21 protein-coding genes are annotated in these 21,425 nt (G+C 59.0%); 17 read left to right on the top strand and 4 right to left on the bottom strand.

What is annotated here, in order from left to right; genetic code table 11:
• The first annotated feature begins 19 nt into the window (after positions 1-19).
• From CQ011_RS16505 to CQ011_RS16450, 12 genes are all read left to right on the top strand, one after another.
• The gene (locus CQ011_RS16505; RefSeq protein ID WP_105678804.1) at positions 20-706 is read left to right on the top strand and encodes an L-threonylcarbamoyladenylate synthase; all 687 of its coding nucleotides are present in this window, start codon (positions 20-22) and stop codon (positions 704-706) included.
• Positions 703-1,821, top strand: coding sequence for an MraY family glycosyltransferase (locus tag CQ011_RS16500; protein WP_105678803.1), 1,119 nt, complete (start codon positions 703-705; stop codon positions 1,819-1,821). The genes CQ011_RS16505 and CQ011_RS16500 overlap by 4 nt, the downstream gene beginning before the upstream one ends.
• 147 nt (positions 1,822-1,968) lie before the next feature.
• On the top strand, positions 1,969-2,403 hold the full coding sequence (locus tag CQ011_RS16495; protein ID WP_105678802.1) for a hypothetical protein: 435 nt from the start codon (positions 1,969-1,971) through the stop codon (positions 2,401-2,403).
• Positions 2,404-2,689: 286 nt separating this feature from the next.
• Positions 2,690-3,481, top strand: coding sequence for a F0F1 ATP synthase subunit A (gene atpB / locus CQ011_RS16490; RefSeq protein WP_105678888.1), 792 nt, complete (start codon positions 2,690-2,692; stop codon positions 3,479-3,481).
• A gap of 103 nt (positions 3,482-3,584) precedes the next feature.
• Positions 3,585-3,797, top strand: a complete 213-nt coding sequence (locus CQ011_RS16485) for an ATP synthase subunit C-like protein (RefSeq protein WP_096256440.1) — start codon at positions 3,585-3,587, stop codon at positions 3,795-3,797.
• A gap of 82 nt (positions 3,798-3,879) precedes the next feature.
• A complete protein-coding gene (locus CQ011_RS16480; RefSeq protein WP_096256441.1) occupies positions 3,880-4,434 on the top strand; it encodes a F0F1 ATP synthase subunit B in 555 nt (184 codons plus the stop codon).
• Positions 4,434-5,246 (top strand): F0F1 ATP synthase subunit delta, encoded by an 813-nt coding sequence (locus CQ011_RS16475; RefSeq protein ID WP_105678801.1) that lies wholly within the window; start codon positions 4,434-4,436, stop codon positions 5,244-5,246. The genes CQ011_RS16480 and CQ011_RS16475 overlap by 1 nt, the downstream gene beginning before the upstream one ends.
• Positions 5,247-5,378: 132 nt before the next feature.
• Positions 5,379-7,016 carry a F0F1 ATP synthase subunit alpha gene (atpA, locus tag CQ011_RS16470; protein ID WP_105678800.1) on the top strand — a complete coding sequence of 546 codons (1,638 nt, stop codon included), beginning with the start codon at positions 5,379-5,381 and terminating at the stop codon, positions 7,014-7,016.
• Positions 7,017-7,094: 78 nt separating this feature from the next.
• Positions 7,095-7,988, top strand: coding sequence for a F0F1 ATP synthase subunit gamma (locus CQ011_RS16465; RefSeq protein ID WP_096256444.1), 894 nt, complete (start codon positions 7,095-7,097; stop codon positions 7,986-7,988).
• A gap of 38 nt (positions 7,989-8,026) precedes the next feature.
• Complete coding sequence (gene atpD / locus CQ011_RS16460) at positions 8,027-9,472, top strand: F0F1 ATP synthase subunit beta (RefSeq protein WP_105678799.1); 1,446 nt, start codon at positions 8,027-8,029, stop codon at positions 9,470-9,472.
• Positions 9,473-9,474: 2 nt separating this feature from the next.
• Complete coding sequence (locus CQ011_RS16455; RefSeq protein ID WP_105678798.1) at positions 9,475-9,744, top strand: F0F1 ATP synthase subunit epsilon; 270 nt, start codon at positions 9,475-9,477, stop codon at positions 9,742-9,744.
• 8 nt (positions 9,745-9,752) lie between these two features.
• Positions 9,753-10,181, top strand: a complete 429-nt coding sequence (locus CQ011_RS16450; RefSeq protein ID WP_105678797.1) for a DUF2550 domain-containing protein — start codon at positions 9,753-9,755, stop codon at positions 10,179-10,181.
• A 97-nt stretch (positions 10,182-10,278) separates the two neighbouring features.
• On the opposite strand, the gene CQ011_RS16445 is transcribed toward CQ011_RS16450, so the two are convergent.
• Together CQ011_RS16445 and nucS are read right to left on the bottom strand one after the other, a co-directional pair.
• Positions 10,279-11,487 (bottom strand): N-acetylglucosamine-6-phosphate deacetylase, encoded by a 1,209-nt coding sequence (locus CQ011_RS16445; protein WP_105678796.1) that lies wholly within the window; start codon positions 11,485-11,487, stop codon positions 10,279-10,281.
• A 9-nt stretch (positions 11,488-11,496) separates the two neighbouring features.
• Complete coding sequence (nucS, locus tag CQ011_RS16440) at positions 11,497-12,192, bottom strand: endonuclease NucS (protein ID WP_105678795.1); 696 nt, start codon at positions 12,190-12,192, stop codon at positions 11,497-11,499.
• A 91-nt stretch (positions 12,193-12,283) separates the two neighbouring features.
• On the opposite strand from nucS, the gene CQ011_RS16435 reads away from it, so the two are divergent.
• A complete protein-coding gene (locus tag CQ011_RS16435) occupies positions 12,284-12,634 on the top strand; it encodes an Rv1322 family protein (protein ID WP_105678794.1) in 351 nt (116 codons plus the stop codon).
• Positions 12,635-12,686: 52 nt separating this feature from the next.
• On the opposite strand, the gene CQ011_RS16430 is transcribed toward CQ011_RS16435, so the two are convergent.
• A complete protein-coding gene (locus tag CQ011_RS16430; protein ID WP_286161242.1) occupies positions 12,687-13,805 on the bottom strand; it encodes an AI-2E family transporter in 1,119 nt (372 codons plus the stop codon).
• 444 nt (positions 13,806-14,249) lie between these two features.
• On the opposite strand from CQ011_RS16430, the gene CQ011_RS16425 reads away from it, so the two are divergent.
• The 4 genes from CQ011_RS16425 (at position 14,250) to CQ011_RS16410 (ending at position 19,388) form a co-directional block, all read left to right on the top strand.
• Positions 14,250-15,995, top strand: a complete 1,746-nt coding sequence (locus tag CQ011_RS16425) for a hypothetical protein (protein ID WP_105678793.1) — start codon at positions 14,250-14,252, stop codon at positions 15,993-15,995.
• Entirely contained in the window at positions 15,995-16,906 is a 912-nt protein-coding gene (locus tag CQ011_RS16420; RefSeq protein ID WP_105678792.1) for a co-chaperone YbbN, read from the top strand. Before CQ011_RS16425 ends, CQ011_RS16420 begins: the two co-directional genes overlap by 1 nt.
• 176 nt (positions 16,907-17,082) lie before the next feature.
• Complete coding sequence (locus CQ011_RS16415; RefSeq protein WP_105678791.1) at positions 17,083-17,841, top strand: ABC transporter ATP-binding protein; 759 nt, start codon at positions 17,083-17,085, stop codon at positions 17,839-17,841.
• Positions 17,823-19,388 (top strand): transporter, encoded by a 1,566-nt coding sequence (locus CQ011_RS16410; protein ID WP_105678790.1) that lies wholly within the window; start codon positions 17,823-17,825, stop codon positions 19,386-19,388. Before CQ011_RS16415 ends, CQ011_RS16410 begins: the two co-directional genes overlap by 19 nt.
• A gap of 160 nt (positions 19,389-19,548) precedes the next feature.
• Here CQ011_RS16410 and CQ011_RS16405 read toward each other — a convergent pair whose 3' ends face one another.
• Positions 19,549-21,297, bottom strand: a complete 1,749-nt coding sequence (locus CQ011_RS16405; RefSeq protein WP_146112651.1) for an HNH endonuclease signature motif containing protein — start codon at positions 21,295-21,297, stop codon at positions 19,549-19,551.
• Between the last annotated feature and the right edge of the window lie 128 nt (positions 21,298-21,425).

Below are 21,425 nucleotides of genomic sequence, written 5' to 3'. Positions count from 1 at the left end.
CGCATGAAAGAATAAACCCGTGAGCACAACATACTTGGTTAGCACCGAAGCACAGCGCGAGGCAGCGATCGCCGCAGCAAAAGCCACCCTAGGTGAAAAGCGTTGCATCGTGCTGCCCACCGATACCGTGTACGGGATCGGCGCCGACGCGTTCAGCCCACAGGGGGTAGCGATGCTGATGGCGGCCAAGGGACGCTCACGAAATATGCCACCTCCGGTGCTGATCGCACAGGTCGCCACCATGGATGGGTTGGCCCGCGACATTCCCGATGACGCGCGTAAACTTGCCGACGCTTTCTGGCCCGGTGCGCTGACCCTGATCCTGCCCGCTCAGCCCTCGCTGACCTGGGATCTGGGGGAGACCCGCGGCACCGTCGCGCTGCGTGTACCGAACGATGAAATCGCGCTGGAACTTTTGCGCGCCACCGGACCGCTGGCGGTCTCCTCGGCGAACCGCACCGGGCAGCCGGCGGCCACCACCGTAGAAGAAGCCATCGCCCAGCTCGGTGACAGCGTTGAGGTGTACCTCGACGGGGGATCGCGCGCCACCGACGAGGCGGAAACCACCCTGCCTTCGACCATCGTTGATGCCACCGGGGACACCCTGGTCATCGTGCGCGCAGGAGCGATCGACATCGATGAGCTGCGCGTGGTTGTCCCCAATATTCTCCCCGCGAAACCTGACACGCCGAATCAGGACGTATGAGAAGCTACGTCGTACTGATCGCGTTTAGCTTCGCGACCTCATTTTTGCTCACCCCGATCATTCGGTCGGTGGGAGAACGCTTTATCCGCGGACAACTGGTGCGCGAACGCGACCAACACCAGGTTCCGATCGTCAAATTTGGTGGCCTGGGCATCATGATCGCCTTCGGCGCGGGACTGTGGCTGGCCAGCCAACTAAGTTTCTTCTCCGGAGTGTTTGAGAATTCGGACCCGTTGCGCGGGGTGGGGATCGCACTGATCCTGATCGCCGTGCTCGGTCTCTGGGACGATGTAGGAGATCTGCGTTGGTACTACAAGGCCGCCGGCCAGGTGGTGATCGGCATCGTGATCGCCACCCATGGGCTGGTAATCCGCTCCTTACCGGTGGGTACTTGGCGGATCGAAGAACCGTGGGTACAAGGTGCGCTCACGGTATTCCTGGTCGTGCTGACCATGAACGCGATCAACTTCTCCGATGGGCTCGACGGGCTCGCAGCCGGGCTCGCAGCCATCGGCGCGGCTACCTTCTTTATTTACTCCTACATCTTGGCTACCCATGTAAGCGCGGATGACTACGCCAATGTTGGTGCGCTTCTTTGCGCATTGTTACTCGGCGCGTGTTTGGGATTCTTGCCACATAATTTTAACCCCGCGAATATTTTCATGGGGGAGACCGGAGTACTGACCATCGGGTTGGTCCTGTCGGTCTCTGCAATTGCCGTGACCGGGGACGTGCAGGGTTTGGACGCGCACCGCTTCCGCAACGTTCCGGCCTATATGCCGATGGTCTTACCGATGGTGATCGTCTTCTTGCCAGTGCTCGATCTGAGCTTGTCCGTAGTGCGCCGGCTACTGAACAAACGCTCACCGTTCTCACCTGACTCTAAGCACATCCACCACCGGATGCTTTCTCAAGGCCACTCGGTACGTAAAAGTGTGGTGTTGCTCTATGTTTGGGCCGCCTTGGTGGCCGCCACGGTGGTTTCGATCGCGTTCATCCCGCTCGCCGTGTTGATCCCGATCATTGTAATTCTGGTCATCGGCGCCGCTTTGCTGACCTGGTGGCCGTTGGTATCGGTTCGTTTTGTGAATCTGCGACGCAAGCTTGGCAAGTAATTCCCAAGCAATCAGTTTCTATCTCGTGTAGAATTCATTACGGATCATCTCCCAAGTGGTTTTATACTGCGCGGGGGTAATGAGTTTCATCAGCATCATTCGGTTGCAGATAGATCTTTGACAGCGAACTAGAGGGAGAGTGCGGGCATGAATTCACATTCGGCTCGCGTTGTCGTCTCTGCCGCTCCGAAATCCATCTGGCTACCAATTCTTGGTATCTCCATGCTGTACTCGTTGATCGCAGCGGCCGCATTTTTCCTGATTTCGTGGTTGATTGCAGATTTGCGATATGCACTGTCCGGGGCTTTAGCTTCCGGGTTAGTGATCGGCTTTTTCGCCGTCAGCATTTTGATTGCTGAGGCCGCCGGACGATTCCGCAGCACGTGGGCCATGCCCGCGTTTCTGGGAACTTTCGTCATCAAGGTATTTGGTATTGCCTTCTTGCTGTTGAACCTGGGATTACCTGACTGGGTTAATCGACAGGGATTCGTGCTTGCAGCTGCAGTCAGCCTCGTTGCCTGGCAGACCGGTGAGATTCGTGCCTTTATGAAGACACGACTTGCCATCTACAACGAAGCATAGACATACTGCCGCCGACCTTTAGGTCTGGGGCGAGCTGTGAGTTTGATAAGCTTACTACGGGTCATTTTTGGTGGGTTGCTTTACGGCGATCGGCCGTCTATGACTGGCATCCTTGGGGCAACCTAAGGATGGCACTTCATCAGCGTCGATGCGTTACGCAAAAACTCTGATGTAACCCGTTTGATTTTTTCTTCACACGGTGAGAGGCAGTTACCGCCAGTCACCGCCTTTTGCCCGTGACCGTTACTGCAGAGAGGACAGCGCGTTGTTCGCGTTTGCGCTCCCAATGGCCTCAGAAGAAGGCGGATTTATTCCGCCATCCGTATCCGATACTCACCTCCCGGAAATTTTCCCGTGGTTCGCTGAGTACGGAACCGGTTTCGGCAAGCAGATGGTCATGATCGTTCTTTCGATCGTGCTCATTACTTGGTTCTTCACCAAGGCCATCAAGAACCCGAAGCTGGTTCCAAGCAAGACGCAGTACCTCGCCGAGTCCGGCTACGCTTTCGTGCGTAACGGAATTGGCCGCGACATCATTGGTGAGAAGAACTTCCGTCCTTGGATTCCTCTGCTGTTCGCGACCTTCTTCTTCGTCCTGCTGAATAACCTCTTCGGAGCAATCCCATTCCTGCAGATTCCATCGTTCTCACACGCTGGTTCTGCATATGCGATGGCCATCATCATCTACGGCACCTGGATTGCCGTAGGTTTGAAAAACCATGGTATTCGCTACTTCAAATTGGCAGTCGTTCCGTCCGGTGTTCCGGGCTGGATCATGCCACTGATGATTCCTTTGGAAATCATCTCTAACTTCATCGTCCGCCCGATGACGCACTCATTGCGTTTGATGGCAACGATGCTGTCCGGTCACATCATCGTGATGCTGGCTGCTGCCGGCGCTCGTCACCTGATTGTTGTTCAGGATTCCTTGGCTATGAATGGTCTTGGCGTCTTGGTCATCCTCGGATCGGTCGCAATGTACTTCCTGGAACTTCTGATCATGGTCCTGCAGGCCTTTGTATTCACCCTGCTGACCGCGATCTACCTCCAGGGTGCAATTGAAGCCGACGCCCACTAAGGCCAACACTTCTTCCACCCACTAAAGATCTTCCTTGAATCGCTCAAGGAATACCTCACAACCTACCGGCAAAAGCCCGGTATCTTGAAAGGAACATAATCACATGTTGCATGGCTCCCTGAATATGATCGGCTACGGCCTGGCTGCAATTGGTTCGGCTATCGGCGTTGGCATGATCTTCGCTGCCTACATCAATGGTGTTGCACGTCAGCCAGAAGCACAGCGCATCCTGCAGCCAATCGCAATGCTTGGCTTCGCACTTGCTGAAGCACTTGCAATTTTGGGCTTGGTCTTCGCCTTCGTCGTCGGCGCCTAGTCTTTTCGCAACTTGTAGTGGCCTCGCCACTATCGCGAGGCGTACACACAAAGCGGAAACTAGTAGATAAGGAATAGTGAGAATGAACAGCACTGATTTCATCCTCGCTGCGAGCGAATCGGTTAACCCGTTGTTGCCGAACCCGTGGGAGATTCTCGTCACGGGTGTTGGTTTCGCGGTCCTTCTGTTCATCGTCATCAAGGTAATTGCTCCGAAGTTCGAGCAGTCCTATGAAGATCGCGTCACCGCGATCGAAGGTGGCCTGGAGAAGGCTGAAGCAGCGCAGAAAGAAGCAGAAGAGACCTTGGCACTGTACAAGGCTCAGCTTCTCGAAGCCCGCACGGAAGCTAACCGCATCCGTGAGGAAGCTCGTAGCGAAGGCGCTCAGATCCTTGCAGATCTGAAGACCAAAGCAACCGATGAGGCTACTCGTATCACCGAGCAGTCGCACCGTCAGATTGAAGCAGAGCGCGTTGCTGCTCTGACTTCGCTCCGCACCGACGTGGGCGTATTGGCTACCGAGCTTGCAAGCAAGGTAGTCGACGAAGCTCTCAAGGACGACGCCCGTGCACAGCGCGTGGTTGATCAGTTCCTGACCGATTTAGAAGCTCAGCAGAACGCAGGTGCATCGAACTAATGGCAAGTGTATCGAGCGAGTCACTAGCAAAGGCTTTGGAGTTTTTAGAACCCAAGCTGGCACAGGCATCTATTGATCTGCCAAAGGAACTGTTCGCGGTCCTGGAAGTACTGGATGCAAATGCCGGTCTTCGCCGCGCAATGACTGATCCAGCCCGTGAAGTTGCCGATAAGGCAGGCCTTCTGGCGCAGCTGTTGCGCGGAAAGGTCTCGGCTGATGCCGAGGCCACCGTTGCACAGTTGGCTTCCACCCGCTGGAGCTCGGAACGCGACATTAGCGATGCGCTCGAAACGCTGGCAGTTACCGCGGTCTCCGCGGTAGCCGAGCAGCAGGACGGCGTTTCTGGGCTGAACAAGCTGGAGCAGGATCTGTTCTCCTTCATCGAGGTAGTTCGTTCAAACCACGAACTACAGCGTGCGTTGGATGATGCCCAGGCCCCAGACGAGGCTAAGCGTGCACTGGCGCTGAAGCTCGTGCCGAACGCTTCGCAGACCGCACAGGTTTTGATCTCCCAGGCTGTTTCAAACCCTCGTGGTTTGAAGCCAGCAGCTTTGATTGCACGTTTTGTTGAGCTAGTGGCCAAGCGCCAGCAGCGTTGGATCGCTTCGGTGACCAGCACTGTGCAGCTCTCCGAGACTCAGCTATCGCGTCTGGAAACCAGCCTGAACAAGCTTTACGGTCGTCAGCTTAAGCTCAACGCCACCACCGACCCATCGCTGGTCGGTGGACTGGTGGTCAAGGTTGGCGACGAAGTTGTCGACGCTTCCGTGGCATCACGCGTGGCCGACTTGCGCCGCGCCCTGGTTAGCTAGGACGCATTGGAACCGGGAGTAATCCCGAATCCGATGTCCTAGCTACCAGGACCACAACAGACTTCATTCACATTCGATTCGTATCATTTCTTTTCAGATACGAATCACAATTTAGGAGAGCAGGGACTGCAGATGGCCGATTTGACCATCAATGCCAACGACGTCCGTAATGCCCTAAACGAGTTCGCATCATCCTACGAACCGGGTAAGGCAGAGCGTACCGAGGTGGGACGCGTCGTCGCCGCGAGCGACGGCATCGCCAAGGTGGAAGGTCTTCCTTCCGTCATGGCCAACGAATTGCTGAAATTCGCTGATGGCACCCTGGGCCTAGCCCAGAACCTTGACACCCGCGAAATCGGTGTTGTTGTGCTTGGTGACTTCACCGGCATCGAAGCTGGCCAGAAGGTCGAGCGCACCGGCGAGATCCTTTCGGTTCCAGTCGGCGACGGCTACCTGGGCCGCGTGGTTGACCCACTGGGTGAGCCAATGGATAACCTGGGCCCAATTGAAGCCGAAGGCCGTCGTGCCTTGGAGCTTCAGGCACCAGGCGTGACTCAGCGTAAGAGCGTGCACGAGCCAATGCAGACCGGTCTGAAGGCTATCGACGCCATGATCCCGATCGGCCGTGGCCAGCGTCAGCTGATCATTGGTGACCGCCAGACCGGTAAGACCGCTATTGCGGTTGACACCATTCTGAACCAGCGCGCCAACTGGGAAACCGGAGACCAGACCAAGCAGGTTCGCTGCATCTACGTGGCTATCGGACAGAAGGCATCGACTATCGCTGCCGTTCGTCAGACCCTCGCAGATAAGGGTGCACTGGAATACACCACCATCGTGGCGTCCCCAGCATCTGACCCAGCAGGCTTCAAGTACCTGGCACCTTACGCAGGCTCGGCCATCGGCCAGCACTGGATGTACGGTGGCAAGCACGTTCTGATCGTCTTTGATGATCTTTCCAAGCAGGCTGAAGCTTACCGTGCGGTATCGCTGTTGCTACGCCGTCCACCAGGGCGCGAAGCTTACCCAGGCGACGTCTTCTACCTACACTCCCGTCTGCTTGAGCGTTGTGCCAAGCTTTCGGACGAGCTCGGCGCAGGTTCGATGACTGGTCTTCCAATCATCGAAACCAAGGCGAACGACGTAGGCGCGTTCATCCCGACCAACGTAATCTCGATTACCGATGGTCAGATCTTCTTGCAGTCGGACCTCTTCAACGCTAACCAGCGTCCAGCCGTCGACGTGGGCATCTCGGTGTCCCGCGTGGGTGGTTCGGCACAGGTCAAGGCCATGAAGAAGGTTTCCGGTACTTTGAAGCTTGAATTGGCTCAGTACCGCGACATGGCTGCCTTCGCGATGTTCGCTTCGGACCTGGATGCTGCTTCCAAGCAGCAGCTGACCCGTGGTGCACGCCTGATGGAGCTGCTCAAGCAGGGTCAGTACACCCCGTACCCGGTAGAAGATCAGGTCGTTTCGATCTGGTCGGGCACCAACGGTTACCTCGACGATGTACCAGTGGAAGATGTTCAGCGTTTCGAAGCTGAGTTCATCGACTACCTGCGTCACCGCACCGAGGTACTGACCGTGATCGGCCAGACCGGCAAGCTGGAGAACGAGACTCTGGAAGCCATGAAGACTGCGGTTGTAGACTTCAAGGCCGGATTCTTCGGTGACGGTGATGACCAGTTGGTCGCCGCCGGACACGAAGAGCACGACGCTCTCGATGCCGAGTCCGTTGACCAGGAAAAGATCGTCAAGCAGAAGCGCTGACAATTTCCTTCACGTTTTGGGGTGCGGCGTCGCTAGCGGCGCCACACCCCGAGCGTAGGGAATAAGGAAAGGACACACATGGGAGCCCAGATTCGGGTCTACCGCCAGAAGATCGGATCGACTAAGTCGATGGCCAAGATCTTCAAGGCGATGGAACTGATTGCTGCATCCCGCATTGGTAAGGCACGTACGCGTGTTTCGGCTTCATTGCCGTATGCCAATGCGATTACCCGTGCAGTAACCGCCGTCGCGTCCCAGGCCGATGTCGAACACCCACTGACCACCGAGCCTGCACAGGTTCGACGGGCAGCCGTTTTGGTGATGACTTCGGACCGAGGACTTGCCGGGTCCTACTCCGCCAGCGTTCTGAAGCAGGCTGAGCACCTCGTGGAACTCCTGCGTGAGGATGGTAAGGAAGTCAAGACCTATTTGGTCGGCCGCAAGGCTCAGGCTTACTTCGATTTCCGTTCACGCGGATATGAGCGAGTGTGGACCGGAGATACCGATTCTCCGCGTTTCGAAACCGCACGCGAGCTGCGCGATATCCTCCTAGAGGATTTCGCCACCGACTACGAGCAGGGTGGCGTGGATGAAATCCACGTCGTATACACCCAGTTCAAGTCGATGGTTACGCAGGAACCGACGGTCATCCGTCTGTTGCCGTTGGAGGTTGTCGAGGATGATTCCGAGACTCCAACCGACGAGCTTTTGCCACTGTACGAGTTTGAGCCATCGCCGGAAGAAGTGCTGGACGCACTGCTTCCGCGATACATCGATTCTCGATTGTTCAATGCCCAGCTGCAGTCCGCAGCCTCGGAGCTTGCTGCACGTCAGCGCGCGATGAAGGCTGCAGGCGACAACGCCGGCGAACTGATCAAGAAGTTCACGCGATTGCTTAACAACGCCCGTCAGGCTGAAATCACCCAGGAGCTTTCGGAAATTATTGCCGGCGCAGACGCGCTGGACAGCTAAATTTCCGTTTCTCTCCGACCAGATAAGAAGTGAGAAAGATGACTGCCCAAATCAACGAGCAGGTTACCGCAGGGGCCACCGGCCGTATTGCCCGCGTGATTGGCCCGGTCGTGGACGTCGAGTTCCCTGCCGATGCACTGCCTTCAATCTACAACGCACTTACCGCGGAGCTAACCCTCAACGGTAAGACCACAACTATTACCTTCGAAACCAGCCAGCACCTCGGTGAGGGCCTGGTCCGTGCGGTATCGCTTCAGGCCACTGACGGCCTGGTTCGCGGTGCCCAGGTGAAGGACACCGGCGCTTCGATTTCCGTCCCAGTAGGCGACGGCGTCAAGGGCCACATCTTCAACGTATTGGGCGATGCCCTGGACGTTGATAACTCGGAGATTCAGGTCACCGAGCGCTGGCCCATCCACCGCCCAGCACCGAAGTTCGCGGACCTTGAGGGTTCGACCGAGATGATGGAAACTGGCATCAAATCGATCGACCTTCTCACCCCTTACATCAAGGGTGGCAAGATTGGTCTGTTCGGCGGCGCAGGCGTGGGTAAGACCGTGCTGATCCAGGAAATGATCACCCGTGTTGCACGTAACTTCGGTGGTACTTCGGTATTCGCCGGTGTGGGCGAGCGCACCCGTGAAGGTAACGACCTCTGGGTCGAAATGGAAGAAGCCAACGTTCTGAAGGACACCGCCTTGGTGTTCGGTCAGATGGATGAGCCACCTGGAACTCGTTTGCGCGTGGCACTGTCGGCACTGACCATGGCGGAATACTTCCGCGATGTGCAGAACCAGGACGTGCTGCTGTTCATCGACAACATCTTCCGCTTCACCCAGGCCGGTTCCGAGGTGTCGACCCTGTTGGGCCGCATGCCTTCGGCCGTGGGTTACCAGCCGAACTTGGCCGATGAAATGGGTCTGCTTCAGGAACGCATCACCTCGACGAAGGGCCGCTCGATCACCTCGATGCAGGCAGTCTACGTCCCGGCCGATGACTACACCGACCCGGCTCCAGCAGCAACCTTCGCTCACTTGGATGCAACCACCGAGCTGTCGCGTGAAATCGCGTCGCGTGGTCTGTACCCAGCGATTGATCCGCTGACCTCGACCTCGCGCATCCTGGATCCGCAGTACATCGGACAGGATCACTACGATACCGCCATCCGTGTGAAGGCGATTCTGCAGAAGAACAAGGAACTTCAGGACATCATCGCGATCCTGGGTATCGACGAACTGGGCGAAGAAGACAAGATTGTTGTCGCCCGTGCACGTCGTATGCAGCAGTTCCTGTCGCAGAACACCTACACCGCAAAGCAGTTCACCGGTGTCGAGGGTTCGACCGTGGACATCAAGGACACCATCGAAGGCTTCAAGGCCATCGCCGATGGCGAATTGGACCACATTGCAGAGCAGGCGTTCTTCAACATCGGCGGTCTTGACGACGTCGAGCGCCAGTGGGCCGAAATCCAGAAGGCCAGCTAATTATGGCTGAGCTTCAGGTAGAAATCGTCGCGGCGGATCACTTCGTGTGGTCCGGCGCTGCGAAGCTGGTCAAGGCACGGTCGGTTGACGGCGAGATCGGCGTTTTGCCCGGTCACGTTCCGATGCTTTCGGTGCTTGCCTCTGGGGAGCTGGAAATCGCTCCAGTTTCCGAAGCTCGCTTCACGGTGCAGATCGACGGAGGATTCTTCTCAGTCGATTCGGACCGCGTAGTGATCGTCGCCGATAACGCTGTGATTGGTACCGCAGCGTAGGCGAACCATTGATTGAGATAACCGCACCAGTTCTGCTCGCACTGCTCGTCTTGACGTGCATCGTGCTGTTCTTCGGGGCCATGGCCGTGCGCCGCATTCAATTGCGGCGCACGCTAGGCACCTTCGACGCCTCCATCCTCACGCCGAAAGGCCGGTGGATGATGGTGATCGCCCGCTACGGCGGGGGACATGTGGATCTGTTGCGGTTTTTCTCTGTCTCGCCGGTGCCGCGTTTTGTACTGCAGCGCCGCGGACTAGACCTCAATGGTTGGCGCCGGCCCACGGTGAACGAGGCGATGCTGATTCCCCCGGGATTTATCATCGTGCAACTGATCCAGGATGGTGAAGATCGAGAATTGGCCATGGATTACCGTGACTACACCGGTTTTTCCGCCTGGCTTGAGGCCGGGCCGATCGCCGGTAGCTGGCAAATCTAAGTTTTATTACGTGGTACCACCCGCGTTAAAAATCTCGCCGCAGCACACCTTGATGGTGTGCGGCGGCGAGATTTTTTGCGTTGGGCGTGAGGTTCTTTTAGAGCACCTGGCCGTTGCGGATGACCTGGTGTAGCTCCAGCTGCGCGTCGAGTACCACCACGTCGGCGCAGAAACCGTAGTGCAACGAGCCGACCTCATCGGCCAGGCCGATCAGCGAGGCGGGGATGGAGGTCGCGGACTCGACCGCGCGGGTGAGCGCGATGCCGGCGCTGACGGTACAGCGTAAGACCTCCAGGAGCGTGGCGGTGCCTCCGGCTAGCGAACCGTCGGCAAGCCGGGCCTGGCCCTCGCTTACGGTGACCTTCGCCGGGCCCAAGGAGTATTCCCCGTCGGAAAGTCCGGTGGCGGACATCGAATCGCTGACCAGCACCACTCGTTGGCCACCGATGAGGTTGAACACCAGGCGCACGGTCTCGGGGGACAGGTGCACATCGTCGGCGATCAATTCAAGGTAGGCGTTGCCGCGAGCTGCTTCTTCCAGGCAGGCGGCCACCGGGCCGGGCTCACGGTGATGCAGCGGCGGCATGCCGTTGAACAGGTGGGTGACCGTCGGCTTTTCGGTGAATCCATCTACGCCGGCGTTTTGAAGCTGTTCGCGGGCGAACTGCAGTGAGGTGGAGGTGACCTGCGCGCTGGCGTTGGTGTGGCCCAGTGAGGGCACCACGCCAAGTGCGACGAGCTGTTCGATGAGCTCCTCGCTGCCGGGCAGTTCTGGCGCGTAAGTCATCGTGCGTAGCTGCCCGCGACTGGCGGAGATCAACTCGTCGACAAATTCGGGATCCGGATCGCTCAGGAAACGTGGGTCTTGGGCGCCGCAGCGGGCCTCGGAGAGGAACGGACCCTCGGCGTGGATGCCGGCGATCTTTCCGGCCTCGGCGAATTCGGCCAGGATTTCCGCGGCGCGCAACATTTCTGCCGGCTCGGCGGTGACCAGCGAGGCCAGTAGGGTGGTGGTGCCTGCGCGGTGCAGGTAGTCCAGCGCGTCGGAGACCTGGCCGTGCTCCGGGTTAGCGAAGTCCGCGCCCAGCGCCCCGTGGTTGTGCAGGTCGATGAGCCCGGGGATCAGGATGGAGCCGCGGGGCACCTGATGCTCGGGGAATTGATCGGCGTCGGACTGGGTGAGCCAGTCGTCGCGGCTACCGGCGAAACGGATGCGATCGTCCTCGATGGCCAGTGCGCCATCGCTGATTTTCTGCCCGTCGGAGATGAGCGTGGCGAAGATGGCGTAACGCGAAGCGGTATTCATGTACCTAGCTTAGAAGAGTCTGCCCGAAGAGTCATCGATTCCGCGCATCACGTCGTAATCTAGGGTCAGGCAGCGGATTCCGCGGTCCTCGGCCAGGGTGCGCGCCTGCGGTTTGATCTGTTGCGCGGCGAAGACTCCGGTGACCGGCTTGAGTAGCGGGTCGCGGTTGAGCAGTTCTAGGTACCGGGTGAGTTGTTCCACCCCGTCGATGTCGCCGCGACGTTTAAGTTCCACGGCTACCGCGGCGCCCGTAGCGTCGCGGGCCAGGATATCTACCGGGCCGATCGCGGTCATATATTCGCGGCGTACCAGCCGGTGTCCGGTGCCCAATAGTTCGATCTGTTCGGCCAGCAGGCGTTGCAGATCGGCCTCCACACCATCTTTGATCAGCCCCGGGTCGGTCCCCAACTCGTGGGCCGAATCGTGCTCGATGGAGTGGAAGTAGATGGTCAGCTTGTCATCGGTCTTCGCGCTGGAGACGTTCCAGACGCTGAGCGCGCCAAGCGCGGCGGCGTCCTCATCGGGACTCGCCTCACGTAATACCAGCGGCGGATTCATCCAGTTCAACGGCTTGTAACTGCCGCCGTCGGAGTGGATCAACACCGAACCATCGGCCTTGACCATAATCAGCCGGGTAGCTAGGGGGAGGTGGGCTCGAAGACGGCCCTCGTAATCTACTGAACACTTTGCAACCACTAAACGCACGCGATCAAGCCTACCGCTAAGCCGGTGAGGTTTGCGACCCGGCGCCGGCGCAGTTCGTCGCGCGGGCCGGTAATACGGCATGATTAAAGGCATGCCACGCTCGAACCGCCCACGCCGCACCAGCGGACCCGCCGCAAAATCTAGGTCGCGCTCCGCGGGGCCTTCGCGTGAGCAGGGTACGGAAGATGACTGGATGCAGCGAGCCCGCTACGGGGTGGCGATGTTGCAAGATGCTCCCGATGGGCAGTGGCATGTGCGTAAGGTGTCTCCGTTGAACGCGCAAAAAACCTATACCTGCCCGGGCTGTCATCGCCCGATTACCCCCGGGGTGGCTCATTTGGTGACCTGGCGGGCCGATCATTGGTCAGGTGATGATGCGGCTGCTTCAAACCGGCGGCATTGGCATCCGAACTGCTGGGAATCGCGCTCCTACCGGTATTGAGTTTTGCTGGTGTTTGAGCGTGCGCGGGGATCGAACATTAGATGATCGGCGATTAAAGCCGGTCTTGGCGGGCGATAAATACCTCACGCAGCAAAATCATCGCGCTGGCGGCGACCGGAATGGCCATCAGCGCGCCGGTGATGCCCACCAGGGTGCCGCCGGCGATGACCGAGATCACCGCGACCGCGCCGGGTACCGCAACCGCCTTGTTCATAATGCGCGGGGAGATGAAGTACGCCTCGACCTGGAGGTAACCGAAGTAGCAGATCGCGTAGATCAGCGCGGTTTGCCAGCCGAGGGTGAGCGTGACCAGGGTGACGAGCACCCCGGCGATCACCGCGCCGACCAGCGGAATGAAGGCGAGCATCGCGACCAATAAGGTCAGCAAGGCGGCGAAGGGGACCTTGAGCAGCGTCATCAAAATGAGCGCCACCAGCGCATTAAGTACCGCGACGCTGGCCTGACCCATCACGTAATTACCCACCGAGCGGGTGATGCGGGTGATGATTTGATCGGCGCGAGTGCGCTTGGAGCGCGGGACCAGACGCAGCGAGAAGGACATCATGCCCGGCAGCGAGGCGAGGAAGTAGATCGCCAGCACCAGCACGATCAAGACCCCGAACATCGACTGCGCGACGGTCTGCGACACGCCCAAGACGCCACCGAATACGTTGGTGACCGCGCCAGAGTCGCCGAAGAAGCGTTCCACCTCGGTATTAATGCGCGCCGAGACCGCATATTGCGCGTCGATTTGTTTGACCCAGGGACTGTTCAGGAAGTTATCCACGATCTCCGGGGCGCGGGAGATGAACTGGGTGATCTGCGCGATCAGGGTAGGAATGATCAGCGCCATGAAGCCGCCAAAGATCGCCAGCAGGCCCACCATCGTGCTGGTTACCGCCAGCGGACGGTTCATCCCGCGGCGCATGAGGAAGCGCACCACCGGGTCAAGTCCCAGCGCGATGAATAGCGCGATCGAAATCCAGGTGATCAGCGAGCCGACATTTGTTAGCAGGTAGTAACCGGCCAGCGCGATGCCGACGCCGATGGTGCCAAGAAAGCCCATGGAGATCGGGTGTAATGCGGGGATCGGCTGGGGAGTGTCGGTTTCACTCTCGGGTAGTTCATCGAGCGCGCCGGGGTGGTTTGGGGGCTTAAACAGTGAGTTCACGGTGCGCGAGAGACGGCGCGCCCAGCGGGTGGTCGCTGATCGGGTCTCGGCGGGATCCTCGGGATGCGCCTGGGATGATGGGCGCCCGGCAGCGCCGTGGGAGTGCGTGCCGGGGGCCTCGGATGGATGCGGAGACCCGGGGGCCGGGGTATTGGGTTCGGGAAGCGGCGGCTGCCCGGAGGAGGTGGCGGACTGTGTGGGGTGTGCCGGTTTGCTGGCCGGGGTTGGTGCGGCGTGGTGCTTTGCCCGGTCGCCGCGCTGATCGGGCGACTGATTACTGTCCATGGCACTGAGCATACCGCTGGTAAGCCCTCACAAAGTGCTCTATGACACCCCGACATGTGCATTTGAGACAGTTCACAGTCCGTTCTCGGAACCATTGGGGCTAAGGACTCGTTAGACTTGTGAAAGAACAGCTGTGACCGTTGGCGAATAGGTGAAGTCGTGCGAAAAGTTATCTCCGTGATCGCGATCCTACTGGGGGCAATTGCCCTAGTGGTAGGCATCGGACAGAAGACCTTTTGGGCCCCGCCCGAAACGGTCACCGCAAGCATGCCAGAGTTTAAGGAAGAGTCACCACTGACGGTTATTCAACCCTCGGTGCAGAACCCGGGCTCCGAACCGGTGGAACTGGTGATCACCGGAAAGGGCGAATTTACCGCCTCACTGGCACGCAGTTATGACGTGGAAGCCTGGGTGGGCGACGCGGCCCATGTGGAGCTGACCGGCGTTGACCGTGAAAATCATCAGCTGATCGCCGAGCGCATCGACGGGGAGAAGAAGACTCCGAACCCCGCAGGCGATGACCTATTCTTCGATTCGCAGAAGGCCGATGGCACGATGACCTACCGCTGGACCGCCCCGGATGATGGCGACTGGTCGCTGCTGCTGGCAGCGGACGGCACCAAGGCGGCACCTAGTGAGATCTCGGTGACCTACGCCAACGATGACGCCATGCCATGGGCCTTGCCACTGATTATCATCGGCGCACTGCTGTTGGTACTTGGTGTAGCACTGCTGGTGATGCGCGTAATCAAGCCGACTAAGTCGGCAACCTCCGGACGCCGGGCGGAAAGCGCGGTAGCAAATACTAAGAACGGGCCGACCAAGCAGAATTCGCTCGCGGTTGCCGCGGTGCTGGCTCTTGCGGTGAGCGGGATTAGCGTACCGATGGCGCCTAGCAGCGATAAGCCCTCGGAATCTGCGAAGGCCTCTGAGTCGGCGAAGGCCTCTGAGTCGGCATCGGACTCGGCAAAACCTTCGCAGTCCGCTCCGGAGGAAAAGCCGAGCTACCCGGTACTCACCGAGGAGCAGCTGCAGCGAGTGCTTGGCGACGTGGAGAAGCAGATCGGCAAGGCCGACGAGAAGAACACCAAGAAGGATTTGGACTCGCGCGCCTCCGGTGCCTTTAAAGACCTACGCACCAAGCGCTATGACATCCTGAACGACAAGATCAAGATCGCGAAGCCGCTGGCGCTGAAGACCTCGGTTATTCGTTCGGCCGCGGTGCCTAATAGCGCCGAGGCGAAGTTCCCCCGCGTGATCACCGTGGTGACCGCGAAGGATTCGGATCCGGCTACCTTGCCAATTGCGTTGACCCTGCAGCAGAACAGCGCGCGGGATAACTACAAGGTCACCTTCGCAGCTCAGATGCTGCCGAACTCGACCTTCCCCGGGATCGCCGTGGGTGACCCATCGGTGACTCAGCTTGACGCCAATGCCGACGGGCTGAAGGTCAAGCCGAAGGACGCGCTGACTCAGCTGGCCGACGTGCTGACCAACGAAAAGTCCAAGCACAAGGACAACTTCGCGGAATCCGAATTTATTAAGGCGATCCACTCCGGACAAAAGGCCGAGCAGAAGGATGCCAACGAGGCGAAGGTGAAGTACTCGCGCACGGTGACCGATAAGGACACCGCGGTGGTTTCCACTCCCGATGGCGGGGCGATCGTCACCGGTCGACTGAACCAGAAGGCAGTCTTTGAACGCACCAAAGATGCCGACCCACTGGAGAGTGCCGACGAGCTGACCAAGAAGCTGCTTGGCTCGAGCACCTCAAACGGTAACGTAGAGATCACGTACGCGGAACCGGTGATGATGTACATCCCCGCATCCGGTAACGACGATAAGATTCAGCTGGTCGCCAGCGAGGTTTCGTTGCTGAGCGTCAAGCAGGTGGAGGAAAACTAATGACTGAACCACATATCCCTTCCGCGCGCGGAGCCATCGACCTCGGAGCGCTCGCAAGCTCCGGGCCACAGAGCACCGAGGCCGATAGCGCGGCTATGTCAGTCGCCACGTGGACGATGAACCTTGATGAGGCAGCGTTCCAGCCGTTTGTTGCCCTGTCCCAGCGGGTTCCGGCGATCGTTTCCTTGGGCTCGCCGCGCGTGCAGGTTTCTGTTGATCTTGATGCTGCGCTCAAAACCCTGGTGGATCGCCGTGCCGGCAAGATGGTGCTCGGTGTGGTTGACGCGGAGAAGTACCCGAATATCGCTAAGGCCTTCAACGCCGAGCAGATCCCGATGGTGATCGCGCTGGTCAACGGCCAGCCGGTGCCATTGTTCCAAGGTCCGGCGGCTGCCGAACAGATCGACCAGGTGCTCAACCAACTGGCCGAACTGGCAACCCAGCAGGGCCTTGGCGGGAGCGTTCCGGCGTTCTCCGGTGACAGTGGCGAGGCAGAATTACCGCCGTTGCATCAGAAGGCGGTGGATGCGATCGACGCCGGTGATTATGCCGCTGCGGAGGCCGCGTACCTGGAAGCCTTGGCCGAAAAGCCAAATGATCACGACGCTCAGGTGGGCGTGTATCAGGTGCGTTTGCTCTCGCGTACGGCCAATCTTGATTTGAACGATTCGCGTGCCGCGGCGGCAGCGAACCCCGACGATCTTGACATGCAGCTCAACGTCGCCGACCTGGATTTGGTCGGTGGGCATGTGGAGGACGCCTTCGCACGGTTGGTCACGTTGATTTCCCGACTGGCCGATGAAGACCGTGAGCGTGTGCGTCGTCGGTTGATTGAACTGTATGCGGTGATCGGCAACACCGATCCGCGCGTGGCGGCCTCGCGCCAGAAGTTATCACGGGTGCTCTTCTAACCCGCTGCTTGATCCGTTGTAAAGGCGACCGGCCACATTTTTGATGTGGCCGGTCGCTTTTTTCTACCCTGGCGTGTTCTCCTTTCCGTTGGGGTGCGCCATAGCAGGGTGGCGGCCTTCGAGATTAACTCCAAAGGATGATGCGAGTTGACTTGGGCGATTGATATTCTCGAAACATGAATAGCATGGCGCTCGAAATTAGAAATCTTGCCAAGCAGTTTGGCGACAAGGTGGCGGTGAATAACGTCAGTCTGCAGGTGCCCAGCGGATCCTTTTACGGACTGGTCGGACCCAACGGCGCGGGTAAAACCACGATGTTATCGATGGCCACCGGCTTGCTCCGTCCGGATCAGGGAAGTGCACTAGTCAACGGCGTAGACATCTGGGCGGCTCCACACGATGCGAAGGCCACCCTCGGCGTACTTGCCGATGGGGTACGCCAATTTGATCGGCTGACCGGACGGCAGCTGGTGACCTATGCCGGGCTGCTGCGCGGCATGGATCGTGAAGAGGTAGCCACGCGCACCGAAGATTTGCTGCGCGTGATGGACCTCGGCGCGGACGGTGACAAGCTCGTGGTGGACTACTCCGCAGGTATGACGAAGAAAATTTCCTTGGCGACCGCGATGATTCATTCACCGAAGTTGCTGGTGCTTGATGAGCCATTCGAAGCGGTGGACCCGGTGTCGGCGGCGAATATTCGCGACATCCTCAATGACTACGTGTCCTTTGGTGGAACGGTGATCGTCTCCAGCCACGTGATGGATCTGGTGCAGCGGATGTGCTCGCACGTGGCGGTCATCGACGGCGGCATGCTTAAAGCCTCCGGATCGGTGGACGAGGTACGCGACGGCATGAGCCTAGAAGATCGCTTTGTGGATCTGGTCGGCGGGCGCGGAACCAGCGAAGGGCTGTCATGGTTGCGCACCTCCTAAGACTGAAGCTACGACTTCTGGGCAACGGGTTTAAACGAAGCCCGTGGCAGCTGGTGGGCGTGATCATCGGCGGACTCTACGCGTTGGGGATCGTGGTGATGCTTTCGCTGGCCGGCTGGTTTACCGCCGAACAAAGTGATCTGCGCGGCTGGATCGCGATTCTGGCCGGATCGGTGATCGTGCTGGGTTGGGCGGTGATTCCGCCGTTGATTACCGGTGTGGATCTCACCCTTGAACCGCAGCGCTTTGTGCACTTTGGGATCGATGAAAAGACCTTGGCGCGCGGGCTGATCCTGGCCGGATTTATCTCCATCCCGGCGGCATTGACGCTGCTCGCCGCGCTGGGATTCTCCACGATTTGGCGGCTTGACCCGGCGGTGCTGGTGGTCGGTCTGCTTTGCGCGCTGGGTACCTGGCTGATGGCGATGTTCGCCTGTCAGTACCTGACCATCGTGGCTACCGCGTTGCGCGGCAAGCGACGCTTCCGCGAATTGTCCTTTGCCCTGGTGTTCTTATTGCTGGTGGGCCTGGGGCCGATTTTCAGCACCATCGGGTCAAACGCGGATTCAATTGTTGAGGTATTGAAGCCGATTACCTCGGTGCTCGGCTATACCCCCTTGGGTGCTTTTGCTGCGGTGCCTGGTGCGCTGGCTGCCGGCGAGATGGGGATGACCGCGATTTATGCCGTGCTGGCGCTGGTGTACCTGATCGGACTGTACTTCTTGCTCACCGGTGCTACCGGTAAGGCGACGGTGACCCCTCCTGCGGCGCAGCGCGCATCGACTGCGAAAGGCCTGGGCTTTTTTAAACTCACTCCGGCGACTCCTGCCGGGGCGGTGGCCGCTCGCGCACTGACCTATTGGTTCAAGGACCCACGCTACGCACTGAGCGTGATCATGGTGCCGATGCTTCCGGTGATCTTCTACTTTGCCGGCGGATCTACCGGTAGTTACACGATGATGCTGTTGTTGGGGCCGATGATCGGCATTCTGATGGGCTTTGCGATCTCCGCCGATGTCTCCTATGACAACACCGCCTTTGCGCTACATGTGCTCACGGGCGTCTCGGGCAAGGCAGATCGTTTGGGGCGTGTGATGGCCTGCTTCGTGCTGGTGATCGTGCCGCTGATTTTGGCCGCGGTGCTCCCTGCGTCGTTGACCGGTCAGCCGTGGCGCATCCCTGGAGACTTGGGGCTTTCGCTCGGTGCGTTCTTGATCGCGTTGGGTGTGTCCTCGATTGCCTCGGCCCGTTACACCTACGCGGTACCGCTGCCGGGGGATAACCCGATGAAAACTCCTCCGGGAAGTGGGGCACGTGTGGTGGTCACTCAGCTCGCCACCTTCGGCATCATGGGTGTGCTGCTGATTCCGACGCTGGTTCCGTACGTTACCGGGTGGGTGCTGCACTCAACGTTGGCCGGTTATATTACCTTGGCCGTTGGGCTGGTTACCGGTTCGCTGATGCTGTTCCTTGGCATCCGGATTGGTGGCAAGACTATGGATCAGCGTGCGCCTGAGCTGATGCAGTCGGTCATGATCAACCGCTAGAGATATCTGGCGACAACGCCCGTAGTGCTCGGACCGGAGAAAATCTGGTTCGAGGGCTGCGGGCGTTTTCGTGTTTTCTAGGTGTTTCGGCTCGGTCATTTCGACTGGGGGGTGTGGTCGGAGGTTCTTGCTAGCAAGAGAACGCTGCCCCGATCGGGAGTCAGTCCCAGTAAGTATTACGCCTAGGCTTTTGCGCAGGATCAATATGCTTCGGCAAAATCACGTGCGGCAACCCCTCAACCATCACAACCCTGATCCGACCCGAATCAGCATCCATATGCCCACCTCGGCACAGGCCAGCCAAGTTGATCAGCTTCGTTTCGCCGCCCATCCACCACGGATCAATATGGTGGAACTCAATCTTCTCCGGTGGCTCGGTACAACCAGGCACAATACACCCATGATCACGCGCCAGGACCGCACGCTTGAGCCTCTCCGGAACCAACCGTTGAGCGCGACCATAGTCGAGCAATTCACTCTTCGAGTTAAAGATTGCCGGGATAATATCGGCTTCGCATAACAACCGTCTCAAATCCCCGGGCGGAAGTTTCACCCCGTGAGCAGTGCGCGCATCACCGGAAGCGAGGTCTTGCAAGTTTTCGAGCTCCAAATGCACCAGCACCTCAGGCCTAATCCGTTGGCTACCACCTCCACCGGTCGGAACCAGGGTGAGGATGTCCATCAACGCATTCAACGCTCGCTCGGGGACCGTCGCCGGGACCTCGGTGGTTTCTGGTTCCCAGATCGCTTCCTCCAACGCCCCTTCAGGTAAGAAGTCCAAGATGCTAGGTTCTGCTGGAATCGCCTGTGCGGCTGCTTCGTCTGGTGTTTCTGGGTTGGTGGTTGGTTCGTCAACGGCAGGAGCGACTTCAGCGGGTGCGGGCTCGGTGGATTCCATAACGGTAGCTTGCTCGTCGAAGGAAGATTCCGTGCTGGTGTCCGCTTCGGTGACCGTTCCGGTCTGTGGCGGACGGTTGACCCGAGCCTGCGCCCCGGCAAGGGTGCGTCCGTTAGCCGCATGAGCTGCCAACGAATCAAAATACTCACCTTCCACCGTGGTGACGCGTAGTAAAAATTCGCGGGTGAACTCGTTCTTAATCGGCAACGGAAAGAACCCACGGCGCAACGAGGAAGACGTCGCAGTACCTGCAGTAGTACTCGCGGTAGTGATCAGCTCTTTGACCTGTTTGTTCGTTTCAGCAACACTTTGCCCGCCGGTAAGCAGGGTGGCTGCGTGTTCTTCCACCGGGCGGCCATCGGCATGAAACAACGTCGGCTCGGTACGGATCCCATCAAAGGTCTGATCCTTAGGTTCACGCTTAGCAAGTTTCTGACTGATCTCGCGCACCACCGCCGGATGCAAAGCCGGGGATTGTTCCGTGTCTGGGGTGGTAAATAGTGTGGCGAGGTGTTCAAAGCGCGGTGGAAGCTGGTTGCCAGCCATATCACGGCGGCTAATCAGGTCGCTGGCGTCGCCGATGAGTTTGCTCGCTTCACCAAAGGGGATATGAGTCCAAGAAGCTAAGAGCGCGGCGGGGGTTTGGAAGCTTGCTTTACCAGCGCAGCGGTGAGGTTGGCGGGTGGTGTCTGGGGCGGTGGTGCGTAGTGAGTCGAGTTCTGTTTCGTCCAGGGTGTGGGCGTTGGTAGCTGCAAGTCGGTCAGCACCGGTGACACGGATGCGGGCTGCTTCATCCTCTAGTTGTTGGCCGGTGGTGGCTAGTTCCAGGGCGAGGCGGGGATCGGTGGTCTCTGCCAGGTGTAGGCGCAGGAAGGTGAATAGTGCGGTGCCGGTGGTGGCGAGTTTGCGCAGGGTTTCGCCGGTGAGGTTTTCTGGCTCACTGGTGGCCGCGGCGAGCTCGCTGAGCGTCGTGTGCAGTTCTGTGAGGGTGGCCCCGGCGGTGGTGTTCATGATGTGAGTATGCGCGGGGTGCTGGGCTTGGACGGTGGGGGCGGAACCGAATGTGGATAAGTGCGGACACACCCGGTTGGATCGAACATTTGATAGCTGGAGGGAGGGTGCGTGGCGGGTGGTGGAGG

It is taken from the genome of Arthrobacter sp. MYb213 (genome assembly GCF_002979915.1).
In the GTDB taxonomy this organism is placed as follows: Bacteria; Actinomycetota; Actinomycetes; order Actinomycetales; family Micrococcaceae; genus Glutamicibacter.
This window is presented reverse-complemented; position numbering and strand designations above follow the sequence as displayed.

Excerpts from the sequence above, each read along its gene's own strand:
- CQ011_RS16435 (WP_105678794.1), top strand. The coding sequence starts at position 12,284 with ATGCCACGCTCGAACCGCCCACGCCGCACCAGCGGACCCGCCGCAAAA.
- atpD (WP_105678799.1), top strand. The coding sequence starts at position 8,027 with ATGACTGCCCAAATCAACGAGCAGGTTACCGCAGGGGCCACCGGCCGT.
- CQ011_RS16500 (WP_105678803.1), top strand. The coding sequence starts at position 703 with ATGAGAAGCTACGTCGTACTGATCGCGTTTAGCTTCGCGACCTCATTT.
- CQ011_RS16475 (WP_105678801.1), top strand. The coding sequence starts at position 4,434 with ATGGCAAGTGTATCGAGCGAGTCACTAGCAAAGGCTTTGGAGTTTTTA.
- CQ011_RS16485 (WP_096256440.1), top strand. The coding sequence starts at position 3,585 with ATGTTGCATGGCTCCCTGAATATGATCGGCTACGGCCTGGCTGCAATT.
- CQ011_RS16415 (WP_105678791.1), top strand. The coding sequence starts at position 17,083 with ATGAATAGCATGGCGCTCGAAATTAGAAATCTTGCCAAGCAGTTTGGC.
- CQ011_RS16480 (WP_096256441.1), top strand. The coding sequence starts at position 3,880 with ATGAACAGCACTGATTTCATCCTCGCTGCGAGCGAATCGGTTAACCCG.
- CQ011_RS16410 (WP_105678790.1), top strand. The coding sequence starts at position 17,823 with ATGGTTGCGCACCTCCTAAGACTGAAGCTACGACTTCTGGGCAACGGG.
- atpB (WP_105678888.1), top strand. The coding sequence starts at position 2,690 with ATGGCCTCAGAAGAAGGCGGATTTATTCCGCCATCCGTATCCGATACT.
- atpA (WP_105678800.1), top strand. The coding sequence starts at position 5,379 with ATGGCCGATTTGACCATCAATGCCAACGACGTCCGTAATGCCCTAAAC.
- CQ011_RS16455 (WP_105678798.1), top strand. The coding sequence starts at position 9,475 with ATGGCTGAGCTTCAGGTAGAAATCGTCGCGGCGGATCACTTCGTGTGG.
- CQ011_RS16445 (WP_105678796.1), bottom strand. The coding sequence starts at position 11,487 with ATGAATACCGCTTCGCGTTACGCCATCTTCGCCACGCTCATCTCCGAC.
- CQ011_RS16405 (WP_146112651.1), bottom strand. The coding sequence starts at position 21,297 with ATGAACACCACCGCCGGGGCCACCCTCACAGAACTGCACACGACGCTC.
- CQ011_RS16495 (WP_105678802.1), top strand. The coding sequence starts at position 1,969 with ATGAATTCACATTCGGCTCGCGTTGTCGTCTCTGCCGCTCCGAAATCC.
- CQ011_RS16465 (WP_096256444.1), top strand. The coding sequence starts at position 7,095 with ATGGGAGCCCAGATTCGGGTCTACCGCCAGAAGATCGGATCGACTAAG.
- CQ011_RS16420 (WP_105678792.1), top strand. The coding sequence starts at position 15,995 with ATGACTGAACCACATATCCCTTCCGCGCGCGGAGCCATCGACCTCGGA.